At 67.0% G+C, this 14,803-nt stretch carries 11 protein-coding genes, 1 other RNA gene and 1 other annotated feature; of the genes, 6 read left to right on the forward strand and 6 right to left on the reverse strand.

All coding sequences use genetic code 11. The features are described from left to right. Positions 1-80: 80 nt before the first annotated feature. The gene (gene ppsA / locus MLP_RS20620; protein WP_013865115.1) at positions 81-2,495 is read right to left on the reverse strand and encodes a phosphoenolpyruvate synthase; all 2,415 of its coding nucleotides are present in this window, start codon (positions 2,493-2,495) and stop codon (positions 81-83) included. A gap of 41 nt (positions 2,496-2,536) precedes the next feature. Then, the gene (locus MLP_RS20625; RefSeq protein WP_013865116.1) at positions 2,537-3,385 is read right to left on the reverse strand and encodes a pyruvate, water dikinase regulatory protein; all 849 of its coding nucleotides are present in this window, start codon (positions 3,383-3,385) and stop codon (positions 2,537-2,539) included. A gap of 275 nt (positions 3,386-3,660) precedes the next feature. Here MLP_RS20625 and MLP_RS20635 point away from each other — a divergent pair. Further along, positions 3,661-4,925 (forward strand): IS3 family transposase gene (locus MLP_RS20635; RefSeq protein ID WP_407938961.1). Its coding sequence is split into 2 segments (ribosomal slippage): positions 3,661-3,955 and positions 3,955-4,925, totalling 1,266 coding nucleotides; the frame shifts between segments, so codons are not numbered across the junction. Beyond that, positions 3,945-4,076 (forward strand) — a sequence feature (AL1L pseudoknot). It overlaps the preceding gene by 132 nt. A gap of 112 nt (positions 4,926-5,037) precedes the next feature. On the opposite strand, the gene map is transcribed toward MLP_RS20635, so the two are convergent. Further along, positions 5,038-5,886 carry a type I methionyl aminopeptidase gene (gene map / locus MLP_RS20640; protein ID WP_013865118.1) on the reverse strand — a complete coding sequence of 283 codons (849 nt, stop codon included), beginning with the start codon at positions 5,884-5,886 and terminating at the stop codon, positions 5,038-5,040. Positions 5,887-5,918: 32 nt separating this feature from the next. Here map and MLP_RS20645 point away from each other — a divergent pair, with 32 nt between their 5' ends. Beyond that, positions 5,919-6,101, forward strand: coding sequence for a hypothetical protein (locus tag MLP_RS20645; protein ID WP_013865119.1), 183 nt, complete (start codon positions 5,919-5,921; stop codon positions 6,099-6,101). Positions 6,102-6,110: 9 nt separating this feature from the next. Here MLP_RS20645 and manA read toward each other — a convergent pair whose 3' ends face one another. Together manA and MLP_RS20655 are read right to left on the reverse strand one after the other, a co-directional pair. Next, positions 6,111-7,331 (reverse strand): mannose-6-phosphate isomerase, class I, encoded by a 1,221-nt coding sequence (gene manA, locus MLP_RS20650; protein WP_013865120.1) that lies wholly within the window; start codon positions 7,329-7,331, stop codon positions 6,111-6,113. A 23-nt stretch (positions 7,332-7,354) separates the two neighbouring features. Next, on the reverse strand, positions 7,355-8,131 hold the full coding sequence (locus tag MLP_RS20655; protein ID WP_013865121.1) for a TetR/AcrR family transcriptional regulator: 777 nt from the start codon (positions 8,129-8,131) through the stop codon (positions 7,355-7,357). A gap of 953 nt (positions 8,132-9,084) precedes the next feature. On the opposite strand from MLP_RS20655, the gene rnpB reads away from it, so the two are divergent. From rnpB to MLP_RS20670, 4 genes are all read left to right on the forward strand, one after another. Next, positions 9,085-9,485, forward strand: an RNA gene (rnpB, locus tag MLP_RS26960) — RNase P RNA component class A. A gap of 232 nt (positions 9,486-9,717) precedes the next feature. Continuing rightward, positions 9,718-11,337 carry an IS21 family transposase gene (istA, locus tag MLP_RS20660; protein WP_041791596.1) on the forward strand — a complete coding sequence of 540 codons (1,620 nt, stop codon included), beginning with the start codon at positions 9,718-9,720 and terminating at the stop codon, positions 11,335-11,337. Beyond that, on the forward strand, positions 11,334-12,143 hold the full coding sequence (istB, locus tag MLP_RS20665) for an IS21-like element helper ATPase IstB (protein WP_013862440.1): 810 nt from the start codon (positions 11,334-11,336) through the stop codon (positions 12,141-12,143). The genes istA and istB overlap by 4 nt, the downstream gene beginning before the upstream one ends. Before the next feature lie 381 nt (positions 12,144-12,524). Continuing rightward, positions 12,525-14,321 carry an exonuclease/endonuclease/phosphatase family protein gene (locus MLP_RS20670; RefSeq protein ID WP_013865123.1) on the forward strand — a complete coding sequence of 599 codons (1,797 nt, stop codon included), beginning with the start codon at positions 12,525-12,527 and terminating at the stop codon, positions 14,319-14,321. A 35-nt stretch (positions 14,322-14,356) separates the two neighbouring features. Here MLP_RS20670 and MLP_RS20675 read toward each other — a convergent pair whose 3' ends face one another. Then, positions 14,357-14,647: a hypothetical protein gene (locus tag MLP_RS20675; protein ID WP_013865124.1), complete on the reverse strand. Its 291-nt coding sequence runs from the start codon at positions 14,645-14,647 to the stop codon at positions 14,357-14,359. Positions 14,648-14,803: the final 156 nt, after the last annotated feature.

Genomic DNA, 14,803 nt, shown 5'->3' on the forward strand with positions numbered 1-14,803 from the left:
CCATGCTCTTTGGAACCATTCAAGCAAAGGTGCCCAAACCACGAACACTTGGTGCCGCCCCGGACTGGCGTGGGATCAGGTCAGCTCTGAGCAGCCAGCTTGCTCAGCCGCAGCCAGGTCTCGACCACGGTGTCCGGATTCAGGGACATGGTCTCGATGCCTTCGGCGAGCAGCCATTCGGCCAGGTCGGGATGGTCGCTGGGTCCTTGGCCGCAGATGCCCACGTACTTGCCGCGGGCCTTGCATGCCTGGATCGCGGTGCTGAGCATGAACTTCACCGCCGGATCCCGCTCGTCGAACGCGGCCGCGACCAAGGCGGAGTCGCGGTCCAGGCCGAGCGTCAGCTGGGTCATGTCGTTGGAGCCGATGGAGAAGCCGTCGAAGTGATCGAGGAACTGATCGGCGATCACGGCGTTGGAGGGGACCTCACACATCATGATCACCTGCAGCCCGTTCTCGCCCCGCGGCAGACCGTGCGCGGCCAGCAGGTCGACCACCCCCTTGCCTTCGGCGACGGTCCGCACGAACGGGATCATGATCTTGACGTTGGTGAGCCCCATGTCGTCGCGAACATGCTTCAACGCCTCGCACTCCATCGCAAAGCACTCGGCGAAGTCCGGTGAGAGATAGCGCGAAGCACCCCGATAGCCGATCATCGGGTTCTCCTCGTGCGGCTCATAGAGCTCACCGGCGAGCAGATTGGCGTACTCGTTGGACTTGAAGTCGCTCATCCGCACGATCACCGGATGCGGCGCGAACGCCGCGGCAAGCATCGAGACCCCCTCGGCAACCCGCTGGACGAAATAGTCCCGCGGGCTTGCGTACGCCTGTGTGGCCTCGCGGATCTGCTCCTTCAATCCTTCGTCGTCCAGCGTGTCGAGCTCCAGCAGCGCCTTCGGGTGGATGCCGATCTGCCGGTTGATGATGAACTCCAGCCGGGCCAGGCCGATGCCGGCGTTCGGCAGCTTGGCGAACGCGAACGCCTGGTCCGGGGTGCCGACATTCATCATGATGCCGACCGGAATCTCCGGCATCGACTCCATCGCCGTCTCCTGCACGGAGAAGTCGAGCAGTCCGTCGTAGATGAATCCCGTGTCGCCCTCGGCGCAGGACACGGTCACCTGGCGTCCGTCGGCCAGCTCACGAGTCGCAGCTCCCGTACCGACCACGGCCGGGATGCCGAGCTCGCGGGCGATGATCGCGGCGTGGCAGGTCCGGCCACCGCGGTTGGTGACGATGGCGGCGGCCCGCTTCATGATCGGCTCCCAGTCCGGGTCTGTCATGTCGGCCACCAACACCTCGCCGGGGACGAAGCTCGCCATCTCCGCGACCGAGGACAGCACCCGTACGGGGCCGGCGCCGATCTTCTGGCCGATCGCGCGGCCCTCGATCAGCACCGGACCCTTCTCGTTCAGCCGGAATCGCTGCACCGTCGATCCGGCGCGGGACTGCACCGTCTCCGGCCTGGCCTGCAGTATGTAGAGCGCACCGTCGCCACCATCCTTGCCCCACTCGATGTCCATCGGCCGGCCGTAGTGCTCCTCGATGGCCAGCGCCTGCCGAGCCAACTCGGTCACCTCGTCGTCGGTCAGGCTCAGCTTGCCCCGCTCGGCGAGATCGACGTCGACGAACTCGGTGGTCCGGCCGACCGTCGCATCGGAGGTGTAGACCATCTTGATCGCCTTGCCGCCCACGCCACGCTTCAAGATCGCCGGGCGGCCGGCCCGCAGCGCGGGCTTGTAGACATAGAACTCATCCGGGTTGACCGCCCCCTGCACCACACCCTCGCCGAGCCCGTACGCCGAGGTGATGAACACCGCATCGGTGAAGCCGGACTCGGTGTCCATGGTGAACATCACCCCGGAGGCGCCGATGTCGGAACGAACCATCTGCTGCACGCCCGCGGACAAGGCGACCGCCTCGTGCTCGAACGAGTGATGCACCCGGTACGCGATGGCCCGGTCGTTGTAGAGCGAGGCGAACACCTCCCGCACCGCGGTCAGCACCGCCTCGATGCCGCGGATGTTGAGGAAGGTCTCCTGCTGCCCAGCGAACGAGGCGTCCGGCAGATCCTCCGCAGTCGCCGAGGAGCGGACCGCGAAGCTCGCCTCGGGGTTGTCACCGGCCAGTTGCGCGTACGCGGCCCGGATGTCGGCCTCCAGATCGGCCGGGAACTCCTGCGCCACGACGGCGGCCCGGATCTCCGCTCCGACCCGGGCCAGCTCCTCGACGTCGTCGGTGTCGAGGCCCTTCAGCTTCGCGTTGATCAGGTCACCCAGCCTGGTCTGCGCGATGAACCTCCGAAAGGCGTCGGCCGTCGTGGCGAACCCGTCCGGGACCCGTACCCCGGCGGCACTGAGGCTGCGCACCATCTCCCCCAACGAGGAGTTCTTGCCGCCCACCTGCTCCAGATCGGCCAGCCCCAGCTCGGAGAACCACCGAACGTTGTCGTTGTTGCTAGGGGTCGACGCGTCAGCGGGAGTCGAGGTAGTCATCGGGGGTCCTCTCGTGGGGCTCTGGTGGAGCGAAGTCAGGCTCAGGCGAACTGCGGCAGTCGAGACTGCAGAATGACGGTGGACATCTCCTCCACCGACTTGGCGGAGGAGTTGATCGAGGGGATCTTGTGGATCCGATAGAGCGCCTCGGCCCGGCGCAACTCGTACGTGCACTGCTCGAGCGAGGCATAGCGTGAGTTCGGCCGTCGCTCGTTGCGCACCTGGCTCAGCCGGGCGGGAGTCGTGGTGATGCCGAAGCAGCGGCTCCGCAGATGCCGCACCGGCCGGGGCAGATCGTTGGTGTCGAAGTCCTCCTCCACCAGCGGGTAGTTGGCGACGAAGACACCGTGCTGCAGGGCGAGATACATCGTGGTCGGGGTCTTGCCGCAGCGCGAAGGAGCCAGCAGGATCACGTCGGCCTTGTCCAGGGCGCGCAGACTCTGGCCGTCGTCGTGCTCGATCGCGTACTCCACGGCGGCCATCCGGGCGTTGTAGCGCTTGACGTCCCCGAGTCCGTGCAGCCGAGCCGCAACCCGCTGCCCAGGATGGCCGAGGATCTCCTCGACCCGGCTCATGTGCAGCTCGAAGAAGTCGATCAACGGGCAGCGGGACTCGTGCAACACGTCACGGATCTCGGTGACCGCCGTTGTGGAGAACGCGATCGGGGTCACCGGACCGTCCATCGCCGCGTCGAGGGTCGCTACCACTTTGCGGGCTTCCTCCACCGTGGTGATGAACGGGATCAGCCGTCGCTCGAAGCGCAGGTCCGGGAACTGGATCAGCAGCGCGTTGCCCATGGTCTCGGCACTGATGCCGGTGCTGTCTGACAGGAAGAAGACCGGCACCGTGGACGGCGAACCTGCCGTCCGTTCCGAGGTCGAGAACCCCATCGGCTACCTCCCGTGTCCGGACCGCTCGACCAGACCAGCAATCATCCTGGATTAGACCAGAAACGGTACTGGTATGTGTGCCTCGAAATGAAACCGACGACGTGTGAATCTCCTTACGGAGGAACATCACACCCCGTGTAACACGATGTAACAGGCAAACTCTTGCGCTGTGTTTGGCAGGAACGCCCGAACTTGCTCGATCTTGTCGGACTTGCTCTATCTGTAGTGAATCGGCCTGGATTTCGTGGAGGGCATGATCTACCAAGGAAGGGATCATGCCTGCACCGAAGAAGTACGACCAAGAGACCCAGGATCGGGCGGTCCGGATGTATGCCGACCGGATCGCTGCTGGGGATGTCTCCCAACGACAGGCCCGCGTCGAGGTGGGCGAGCTGTTAGGCATCAAGGCTGAGACGCTGCGGAACTGGATCCGCCGCGATCTCGGCGAGGCCGGGAAGCTGCCCGCGGCGGCGGCCGAGCCTGCTGATGCGGAGCTGGCCCGGCTGCGGCGGGAGAACGCGCAGCTGCGGCGGGCGAACGAGATCTTGAAGACCGCCTCAGCGTTTTTCGCCCAGGCGGAGCTCGACCGCAAACTCGGGTCGTAGTCGACTACATCGAGACCCATCGTGACCGCTTCGGGGTCGAGCCGATCTGTGCCGTGCTGTCCGAGCACGACATCTCGATCGCCCCGAGCACTTACTACGCCTACCGCGACCGCGGCTTCGGGCCCACCGAGGCCGACCTGGCCGACGCCTACGCCGCCCACCAGCTGTATCAACTGTGGAAGGAGAACCGGGGCTTGTACGGCCGTCGGAAGCTGTGGAAGACGGCCCGCCGCAAGGGCCTGCTGCTGGGTCGGGACCAGATCGAGCGGCTGATGAAGATCGCCGGTATCACCGGGGTGAGACGAGGGAAGCGGTCGACGGTGACGACCCGTCGAGACGCCAAGGCACCCCGTCATCCCGATCACGTGAAGCGGCGCTGGAACTGGCCCACCCGGCCCGACCAATGGTGGGTCGCGGACTTCACCTACGTGTGGACCCCGCACGGGTTCTGCTACGTGTCGTTCCTCACCGACGTGTTCTCCCGCCGCATCCTCGGCTGGAGAGTCACCACCCACAAGGAGACCCCGCTGGTGACCTCGGCGTTGGAACAGGCCCTGTTCACCCGCCGCAGGACCAGCTTCGACTTCACCGGCGACGGGCTCGTGCACCACTCCGGCGCCGGCAGCCAGTACACGTCGCTGGCGTTCAGCGAGGCGCTGCGGGAGGCCGGGATCGCCGGCTCGATCGGCACCGTCGGCGACGCGTTGGACAACGCGTTGATGGAGTCGACGATCGGGCTGTTCAAGACCGAGGTCATCGACCACGAGCAGCCGGTCTGGCGGCACTGGCGCGACGTGGAGATCGCCACCGCCTCCTGGGTGCACTGGTACAACCATGACCGGCTGCACTCCTCGATCGGAGACGTCCCACCCGTCGAATACGAGCAAGCGCACTACGATTCAACCCACGGCACCGACAACCCCGTCGCGGCCTAACACCGCCCTCCGACGGATCCAGGCCGGTTCAGTAGCCAGTGCAGATCCGACAAGATCGAGCAGATCCGGGGTTCGGTCGCCCGGTCACTCGCTCGACTCGGCGCGGGCCATTTCAGGGGACAGTCAGGACTTCGGCACCGGAGTTGGTGACGACCAGGGTGTGTTCGAACTGGGCGGCATGGGAGCCGTCGCGGGTGACCACGGTCCAGCCGTCGTCCCACAGCTCCCACTCGTGGGTGCCGAGGGCAAGCATCGGCTCGATGGTGAACGTCATGCCCGGCTGGATCACCGTGTCGTGGTGCGGGCTGTCGTAGTGCGGGATCACCAGGCCGGAGTGGAACGTCGTGTGCACCCCGTGGCCGGTGTAGTCGCGGATCACGTGATAGCCGAATCGCTTCGCGTAGCTCTCGATCACCCGCCCCAACACATTGACCTGGCGGCCTGGCTTGACGGCCTGGATCGCCCGCCGCAACGCCTCCTGGGTCCGCTCGCTCAACAGCCGATCGGTCTCTGACACCTCACCGCAGTAGACCGTGATGCAGGTGTCGCCGTGCACTCCGCCGACATAGGCGGTGACGTCGATCTTGAGCAGGTCGCCGTCCTCCAGCGGTCGAGCGTCCGGGATGCCATGACAGATGACCTCGTTCACCGAGGTGCAGCACGACTTCGGAAAGCCTCGATAGCCCAACGTCGACGGATAGGCCCCCTGATCGACCAGGAATTGATGCACCACAGCGTCGATCGCATCGGTGGTCACTCCAGGGATCACCGCCGCCGCTCCGGCGCGAGCGGCCTGGGCCGCGATCCTGCCGGCCACCCGCATTCGCTCGACCGTGTCGGCGGTCTGGACATGCGACCCGGTGTAGGGCTCGGGGGCGGCCCGACCGACGTACGGCGGACGCGGGATGCTGCCCGGGACGGCACGAGCAGGCGAGATGGCGGCAGGACGGAGTCGGCTCACAGCACAGCAGCCTAAGGAGTAGCGTCGTCCCCATGGCCGAGAAGCAGTTCTGGTACGACCTGAAGACCAAGTCCGTGATCACCGACGACCACCACACCAAGGCGGTCAACCGGCTCGGTCCGTACGCCACCCGCGAAGAAGCCGAGAACGCCCTCGAGCTCGTCGAGGAGCGCAACGAGGCCTGGGACGAGGACGATGACTGGGGCGAGGACTGATCGTCGTCGTCACTCGTCGGGGCTCGTGACCGGGACCCCAGGGGCAGCGACCATGACGATGCCGGAGCCGGTCACCTTCAGGGTCTCGTCCGGATAGCCGTACGCGACGGCGCCCCGCTGCAAAGCCAGCGTCGAGGCCCCGTCACTGACCTGCACCGAGCCTTCCACGACCAGCACCATCCGGCCACTGCCCCAGCCGGGCAGGGTGATCGGACCATCTGCCCCTGGCAAGAGGTCGACTCGCCACATCGCGAACTCCGGTGCCGGGGTCTCATATCGCCAGATCCCCGGTCCCTCGGCGACCACCTCGACCAGGTCAGGCACCCCGGGCGTGAAGTCGAGCACGCTGACCAGTTCGGCGACGTCGATGTGCTTGGGCGTGAGTCCGCCTCGCATCACGTTGTCGGAGTTCGCCATGATCTCCACACCCGTACCGCTCAGATAGGCGTGCAGGTTGCGGGCGGGCAGGTACAGGCCCTCGAATCGCCCGAAGGACAGCCGGTTCATCAGCAGACCGGCCAGCACACCTGGATCGCCGGGATGGTAAGTGTCGAGCTCGACGGCCGTCCGAGCGAACCGGATGAGTGCCGGCTCATCCGACGACCCATCGGACTCCACCAGTGCGGAGGCGGCAGCCACCACCTGAGCGACCACCGCGCGTTCGCCCTGATCCAGACCCAGCATCCGGGCGAAGACGGCGGCGAGCTCTTCAGATCTGCCGGAGCGCAGCGGAGCTACCAGCTCGAGAGCTGCCGGCACGCCGAGGCGAGCGAACAAGTCGTACGTCCGACCGGGCTCGCGGAATCCGCACAAGGCCTCCACATCGTCCAACGCGACGAGCATCTCCGGCTTCGGCCAGTCGTCTCGATAGAGCCGGTGCGGTGCGGCCCGATCGATCCCGGCGGCCTCCTCCCGGGCAAAGCCGATCTCGGCGCCGGCCCGGGTCGGGTGCGCCTGCAGCGAGAGTGGCTGAGCCGCCGCGAGAACCTTCAGCAGGTAGGGCAGGCGCGGGCCGAACCGGGCGACGGAGTCCGCCCCGACGACCCTCGTCGGGTCGGCCTCGATCAACGCGGGCAGGGACACTGGGCCCACCCGAGAGGGCGCCATCGGGTGCGCGCCGAACCAGAGCTCGGCCTGCGGCCTCCCATCGGGCTCGACACCGAGGAAGTCGGCGATGACCGTGGTCGACCCCCAGGCGTAGTTCTGCACCGATCCGGTGACGACATCCATGATTCTTGATTTCCTGTGCGGGTTCAGCGACTCAGACCCGCGACCGTAGCAGCCGCGGCCGGCTCCAACGGTACGGTCGGATGGACCAACGCGGTGATCACCTGATGGGTGACGGTCGCCATATCCACCGACTCGGGATCGTAGAGCCATTGGATCTGCAGTCCATCCATCACCGCGATGATCGCAGCGGCGGTCGCGTCCGCATCGAGGTCTGTCGCGATGTCACCATCGGCCCCGGCCTCGGCCAGCGCCGTGGACAACGCCAGTCGCAGCCCGTCGTAGCAATCCATGAACCATTGCCGCGCGGGGTGGCCCTCGGTCACCCCTTCGGCCGAGAGCACCGCGTACATCTGTGTGGTGACGGGTCGCGTCATATTGCGGGCCATGGTGTCCACGAAATGCTGCAACAGCGCTCGCCCTCGAGGCCGCTCCCTGCCGGTGGTGGCGATCTGTCGATCGATCAGGTCACGCTGGGCCAGCAACTCGACCAGCAGCGCCTCTTTGGTCTTGAAATGGTGGAGCAGACCAGCGGCCGTGATCCCGGCCGCACTGGCAACGTCAGCGAGCGAAGCCTTGTAGAAGCCCTTCTGGCTGAAGGCCACCAGTGCAGAGTCGAGGATCTCCTGCTTGCGGATCCGAGTCCGCTGGGCATAAACGCCCTCGGGACGGGGCGGCGCCGCTGATCGCCTCGACTCTCCCGATGACGCGCTGTCCCGTGACGGCTGGGTAGCTGACGGATTGGTGCGTGAGGAGCCACTCGTCGACTCGACCACACGGCGCTCAGCATCGTCCACCGTCATAACTGTTCATGCTAGACCGATACCCGGACGATTTGCGGTCGACCCCGGCACTACTGACGGGATTCACACCCCGATTACGGCGTGTCCGCTACCCCACCGCACCGCCACCACCCCCGATTCCTACCCAGCCGCCCGCCCCACCCCGGTTCCACTTCGCACCAACTGCGGCAACTCCGCATGGGGTCTACCTGGTGCGCAGTGGGGATTGGGCTGGTGTGACCTGCGGTTGCCGGTCCGGCTGGCGCCGCCGGGCCAAAGATGTACGCCGCTCTGACCGGATGCTGAGTCGTTTTGCGCCGCCGGGCCACCGACGACCACCAGTTGCGCGTGCACGGCGTACGGTTTGCGCCACGGGGCCACGAACGATCGTTGACCGGGCGTGTACGGCGTACGTCTCGCGCCGCCGGGCCACCAACGATCGTGACCGGACGCGCACGGCGTACGTCTCGCGCCACCGGGCCACCAACGATCGTGACCGGACGTGCACGGCGTACGTTTTGCGCCGCCGGGCCAACGACGACCACCAGTTGCGCGTGCGTGGCGTACGTTTTGCGCCGCGGGGCCACGGACGGTCGGTGACCGGGCGTGCGTGGCTCAACCTCTCGTGCCACGGGACACAGATCAGCGTCGGAGCGGTGACTCCTGGCTCTGTCGGGTGGGATCGCTGATCGAGAAGGAGGCAAGGCACCTCTTCACGGCCGAATCAGGTGCCAGAACTCCTTCTCGCGAGGACCTGCGCCGAAGGTAGGCCGAAGGAGACTTGCCTGCCCCGCCCCACCCCCGATTCCCACTTCGCACCAACTGCTGCAACTCCGCATGGGGTGTACCTGGTGCGCAGATGACGCAGCTAGTGCGAAGTGGGTGGGGATGCGGAGCGCGCTTGGGACGGCGCGGCCCTACCTGGCGGATTCGCGGGCCGGCAGCTCCACAGCACCGGTACGCTGTCCGCGGGACGAGTCGGCCGGGCGATCGCGGTGGGTACGGCGGTTGCCGTGCTCTCCGAGGAAAGTCCGGACTCCACCGAGCAGGGTGGTGGGTAACACCCACCCGGGGTGACCCGCGGGAAAGTGCCACAGAAAGCAAACCGCCCCGAGCCGTACGCGGCACGGGGTAAGGGTGAAACGGCGGTGTAAGAGACCACCAGCATCCCGGGTGACCGGGATGGCTAGGCAAACCCCACCCGGAGCAAGATCAAGAAGGATGCCCCCGGGCATCCGCGGGAGCGTTCGAGGGCTGCTCGTCCGAGGCTCCCGGGTAGATCGCACCAGGCGGTCGGCAACGGCCGTCGCAGATGGATGATCGTCACTCGGGCTCCGGCCCGAGACAGAATCCGGCTTACAGGCCGGCTCGTCCCGCCGACCACACACACTGGCCGCAAATCCTGCCTGGCTGTCAGCGGCCACGAGAAACTGAACGGAGACGGCCAAGAAGTTGATCGTTGGCGGCCATGAGAACTGAACGCTGACGGTCATGGGATCTGCCCGACACGATGTCGTCTGCCTGCCCGGGTTGCCGGGTTTGGGCTCCTTCCTCGGGTGCGATGAGCGGTGCTGATGCGCCCGATCGCTACCCGAGGAAGGGATGAGTTGAAGTCTGCCGAGGAGATCATGAAGATTTTGGATGCCTACGACCTGACCAGGTCGTTGCGTGATGCCGCCGAGCTGGCGGGGTGTTCGCCGAACACGGTGAAACGCTATGTGGAGGCCCGCGCCGCGGGTGGTGCGGTCGCCGACGGTGTGGTTCGGCCGCAGCTGATTGATGAGTTTTTGCCGAAGCTGGAGGAGCTGGTCGAGCGTTCCCGCGGGAAGGTCCGCGCGGATGTGGCCCATGACAAGCTGGTCGCGATGGGCTATGCCGGGTCGGAACGGACCACCCGACGCGCGGTCGCGGAGGCGAAGCAGGCCTACCGTGATGGCCGGTTACGGGTCCACCGGCCATGGGTCCCGGAGCCGGGGATGTGGCTGCAGTACGACTATGGGCAGGGCCCGATGGTCGCCGGGGTCGCCACGGTGTTGTTCTGCGCGTGGCTGGCCTGGTCCCGTTTCCGGGTCGTGCTGGCGTTGCGGGACAAGACGCTGCCGAGCGTGTTCGCCGCGTTGGACCAGACGTTCCGGCTGGTGGGTGGGGTGCCGACCTATGTGCTGACCGACAATGAGAAGACCGTCACCACCGACCACATCGCCGGGATCCCGGTCCGTAACGCGCAGCTGGTCGCGTGGGCGGCTCATTACGCGGTGACCGTGCACACCTGTGTGCCGGCGGATCCGGCGTCGAAGGGTGGCAGCGAGGCCAGTGTGCGGGTCAGCAAGGCTGATCTGGTGCCGACGGAGGCGAACCTGCTGCCCGAGTACGCCTCGTTCGCTGAGCTGCGGAAGGCCTGTGGAGTGTTCCAGACCGGAGTCAACGCCCGCCCGCACCGGATCACCCGGCGGCCACCGGTGGAGATGTTGGCCGAGGAACGGGCCCGGCTGCATCCGGTCGCCGCTGTCCCTTACACGGTGGCGTTCGGCACGACCCGGATCGTGCCGGCGAACACGCCGATGGTCACTTTCGAGGGCGGCCAGTACTCGGTGCCTTACCGGCTGGCCGGCCCCGATGGGGAGCCTTTCGGCGGGACCAGCCTGCTGGGCAAGACGGTGTGGGTCCGCGGCTATGGGGTCGGCGGAGTCGATGAGCAGGTCGTGATCACCTATGTCGACCCGGCCCGGGGGCCGGTCGAGATCGCCCGGCACGACCGCACCCGTCCCGGCAGCCCCCGGGTCGACGACAGCCATTTCCCGCCCGCCCCGGCCGGGCCGCTGGACCGGGCCCCGAAAGCGAAGAACCCGGCGGAGTCAGCGTTCCTCGCCCTCGGCGACGGGGCGGTGCTGTGGCTGCGCGAGGCAGCAGCTGCCGGCACGGGCAAGATGCGGGTCAAGATGGCCCAGGCCGTCGATCTGTCCCGCCTGTTCGACGCCCGCGACGTGGACTGGGCACTCGGCCACGCCGCCGTCCACGGCCGGTTCGCCGAGGCCGACCTGGCCTCCATCCTCGACCACCACGCCCGCCACCCCCGACCCGACCAGCCGTCGGCGGCGCGTCGTGCCGGCGACCAGCACTCCCTGGCCCAGGGCACCCTCAGCTGGGCACAACTCGGCCAACCCGTCACCAACAGCCAGGTGATGACCAGCAGCCCGGTGACCAGCAGTCAGGGGGTTGGCCGATGACCGCCACCACCACTGCCGCGGTCCCGAAAGCCGGGGCACCGCTACCGCCGCCGCTGCCGGCCGATGTCGAGCAGCTGCTGCGGCGGATGCGGCTGCCCCATATCCGCCGCGCCGCGCCGGAGGTGATCGCCACCGCCCGAGCACAACGCTGGGAACCGGTCGAGGTGCTGCGGATCCTGCTCGCCGAGGAAGTCGCCGGCCGGGAACGCTCCGCCCTGGCCACCCGCCGCACCGCGGCCGGGTTCCCCACCGGCAAGACCTTCGGCGGCTGGGACCCCCAGTTGTCGTCGATCCCAGCACCAACCCAGCAAGCGCTACGCACCCTGGAATGGATCGGCCGCCGCGAGAACCTCGTCGTCTGCGGACCGTCGGGCACCGGGAAGACGTTCCTGCTCGAAGCACTCGGCCAGCACGCCGTCGAACAAGGACTACGAGTCGCCTGGTTCACCCTGGAAGACCTCGGGGTGCTGCTGCGCCGGCACCGCGCCGACGACACCGTCACCAAAGCGATCGCCCGGGTGCTACGGGCCGACCTGATCGTGGTCGACGACATCGGGCTGCTCCCGGTCGCCGCCGACGCCACCGAGGGCCTCTACCGGCTGGTCGACGCCGGCTACGAGAAACGCTCCATCGCGATCTCGTCGAACCTGCACCCAGCAGCCTTCGACGAGCTCATGCCCAAGACCCTGGCCACCGCCACCGTCGACCGGCTCCTCCACCACGCCCACATCTGCCAGACCACCGGCGACTCGGTCCGCCTCACCCAAGCACTCGCCGGCCAGGGGGTGAACCCCTTGAGCAGCTGAACCAAGGCCGGACGGTGGCCAACCCCGGGCAGAACCCATGGCCACCACCGTGCACTTCTCGTGACCGCCACCGGTCAGCCATCAAGACCGCCAGTGGTCAAGTTCTGCTGGCCCTTGACACCTGGCTAGGCATGAAGCATCCCCGCTCGTCAGATCTGCGTTGACAGGGTGTCGAGGTGCGTACGGGACCCGAACGGTCCGGCCACGTTCTCAGAGCGTGCCCAGGCGACGCTCTGACCGCCCCGTTCTCGTATCACGCGCGGCTCAATGCGCACCTACAACCAGCCACGCCCGCTGCCCGCGCGGCCTATAGGTGGCTGGTCAGCCCAATCGACAGGAGACCATCATGGCGACCAACCAGCTCGACGGGAGGCATTCCCGATGAGTGTCACATCGAACCTCACTGAGTGGGACGCAGGTGCCCGTCAATGCGTCATCGAGGCCGACCAGTTGCTCCCCGGATTCTCCTGGGGCACCTACAACGGCCACCACCCCCGCCAGGGCCTCGCCGCCGACGCCATGGTCCCCTCCTGGTCCACCCCTGCCGGACGACGGCGCGGCCAGGAACTCGCAGATTGGATCTGGGTGAACCGGGCCCGCCTGGGCATCTGGTACGTGATCTTCGACGGCCGGATCATCAGCACGACCCGACCCGAGCAAGGCTGGATCCGCTACTTCGACGCCGACAGCCAGGACCCTTCGAGGTCCCACAAGAACCACGTCCACGTCTCGTGGAAGTCCGCTCCCGCGATCTCCGTCGTGTGGACTGATCGACTCGTTTCCGGTGTCACGAACTCCGATAGCGTCCGGCTCGTCCAACGCGCCCTCGGCATCCCACAGACCGGCGCCTACGACGCGGCCACCCTCGCGGCGGCAACGGCCTTCCAGGCGTCGCTGGGCGACACCAGGGACGGCGAGTTGGGGCCGCTCCAGACGATCGCGCTACTCAATCGCGCCAAGATCCGGGCGACAATCCGTACCGATTCCTCCGGCGCCGTCGACCAACCGGTGCCGTCCACGCCACCCCTGGTCGTCCAGGTGGTTGAGTATCCGATGCCGACCTCCGGTCGCCTCTACCTCGACCGGATCAATCAGGATGTCACCAACTCCGATACCGTCGCCTACCTCCAGACGTGGCTGGCAATGGCCCTCGGGATCTCTTTGCCTCGCACCGGTGACTACGACGCAGCCACCCTCGCCGCGGCCACGCGATTTCAGCGGGACGTGCTCCGCGACAACCCCGAGTTCTGCGACGGGATCTTGGGGCTCAAGCAAGTGATCGCCCTTGCGACGAAGGTCGGCGCGACCAACGGCATCACGATCTGGCGCGATTCCTCCGCCGGTGGGAGCCAGCTCTGGCCCAAGCCGAACGTCCAGCCCAGAATCGAACCGACCCAGCCGGAGCCTGTTCGCCCCCGCATCACCGTTGCCGGACTGAATGTGCTGCGTCGCACCGACCGGGAGTCCGGCAAGAAGCGGCTTACCTGGCGGCAGCGGCTGCCGGGGCTGATTGACGCGCTCAAGTCCGCCAGACCGGACCTCGTGCTGCTCCAAGAACTGGACAAGAAGACTGCTGCCGATATCGCCAATGGACTCGGCTCCGGTTGGTTCTATCACCGTGAGCGCGGCATTGGCGTCATGTGGCGGCAGGATGTGCTCGAGCGGGCCGATCAGCCGATCAGCAAGCTCTACAGCGACAATGACAACCGGTACGTCACCTCCGTGCCGCTGCGACACAAGGCATCCGGGCTCAGATTCTGGGCCGACGTGACCCATCTCGAGAATGAGAGCGACCCCAACACCGATGGGCCCGCCGCCCGCCGACTCCAAACCCGGGAGTTCTGCGCAGCCACCAAGAACGGAGCCCGGATCATGGGCGCCGATCTCAACGATGCCACGGCTGCGCGAGCCAACCCGAACGCGGAGCAGGCCAAGAAACCCCGCCCCATGCTCGCCGCCGCCAACTGGACCCTCCTCAGCCAGGTCCGCACCACGGTGCCCAACGGCAAGCTCAAATCTCATTGGGGCGGTCGCAAGACCGACAGCGCGGTCAACGGCGCCTGGATCGACGACCTCGGCGCCAAGGGCGACATCCGAATCATCTCCGGTCGCCTCATCCGGACCGACCCCACCCGCTGCAGCGACCACCATCTACTCGCCGCGGAGTGCGAGCTCTGACCCGCTGAGTCAGGGCTCGCCGGCCCACTTCCGGCTCACGCGCTGACTCGTTCTCCCGCCATGCTCCGCGCTACCGCCACTTCCCGTACGTCTTCATCATCGCGGTGGCTCTGCGCGGCGACCTCTGCCGACTCCGGCAAGGCCACTCGCGGAGTGCAGACCGGATCAGGCACCTGCCCGAGACCGTCGGCGCGGTCCAGCGTCGAATATTCCGGTGTTGGATCCTCGGCCACCCAACTGGTGAAGAAGCGGCGCAGATAGGCGCGCACACGTCCGCCACGGCTCGCCGGGTCGCCCTCCTGGGCCACGGTCTCAAGACTCGACATCGTAGGACTCCTCCGCGGAGGTCCTTAGTGGACCACCGCTGATACTCCCCCGAGTCTGCTGAAAACTCCCCCGAGCCTTGACGCAATCCAGACGGAGTTCGTCCGAATTGCTCTCCTAGTGTGCCATGGCGATCGCACACTGACCAGTCCTTGACT

The organism is Microlunatus phosphovorus NM-1 (assembly GCF_000270245.1).
Taxonomy (GTDB): Bacteria; Actinomycetota; Actinomycetes; order Propionibacteriales; family Propionibacteriaceae; genus Microlunatus; species Microlunatus phosphovorus.

What these genes read in the sequence shown, in the direction of transcription:
- ppsA (WP_013865115.1), bottom strand. Translation starts at nt 2,495, where the DNA reads ATGACTACCTCGACTCCCGCTGACGCGTCGACCCCTAGCAACAACGAC.
- MLP_RS20625 (WP_013865116.1), bottom strand. Translation starts at nt 3,385, where the DNA reads ATGGGGTTCTCGACCTCGGAACGGACGGCAGGTTCGCCGTCCACGGTG.
- MLP_RS20645 (WP_013865119.1), top strand. Translation starts at nt 5,919, where the DNA reads ATGGCCGAGAAGCAGTTCTGGTACGACCTGAAGACCAAGTCCGTGATC.
- manA (WP_013865120.1), bottom strand. Translation starts at nt 7,331, where the DNA reads ATGGATGTCGTCACCGGATCGGTGCAGAACTACGCCTGGGGGTCGACC.
- MLP_RS20655 (WP_013865121.1), bottom strand. Translation starts at nt 8,131, where the DNA reads ATGACGGTGGACGATGCTGAGCGCCGTGTGGTCGAGTCGACGAGTGGC.
- istB (WP_013862440.1), top strand. Translation starts at nt 11,334, where the DNA reads ATGACCGCCACCACCACTGCCGCGGTCCCGAAAGCCGGGGCACCGCTA.
- MLP_RS20670 (WP_013865123.1), top strand. Translation starts at nt 12,525, where the DNA reads ATGAGTGTCACATCGAACCTCACTGAGTGGGACGCAGGTGCCCGTCAA.
- MLP_RS20675 (WP_013865124.1), bottom strand. Translation starts at nt 14,647, where the DNA reads ATGTCGAGTCTTGAGACCGTGGCCCAGGAGGGCGACCCGGCGAGCCGT.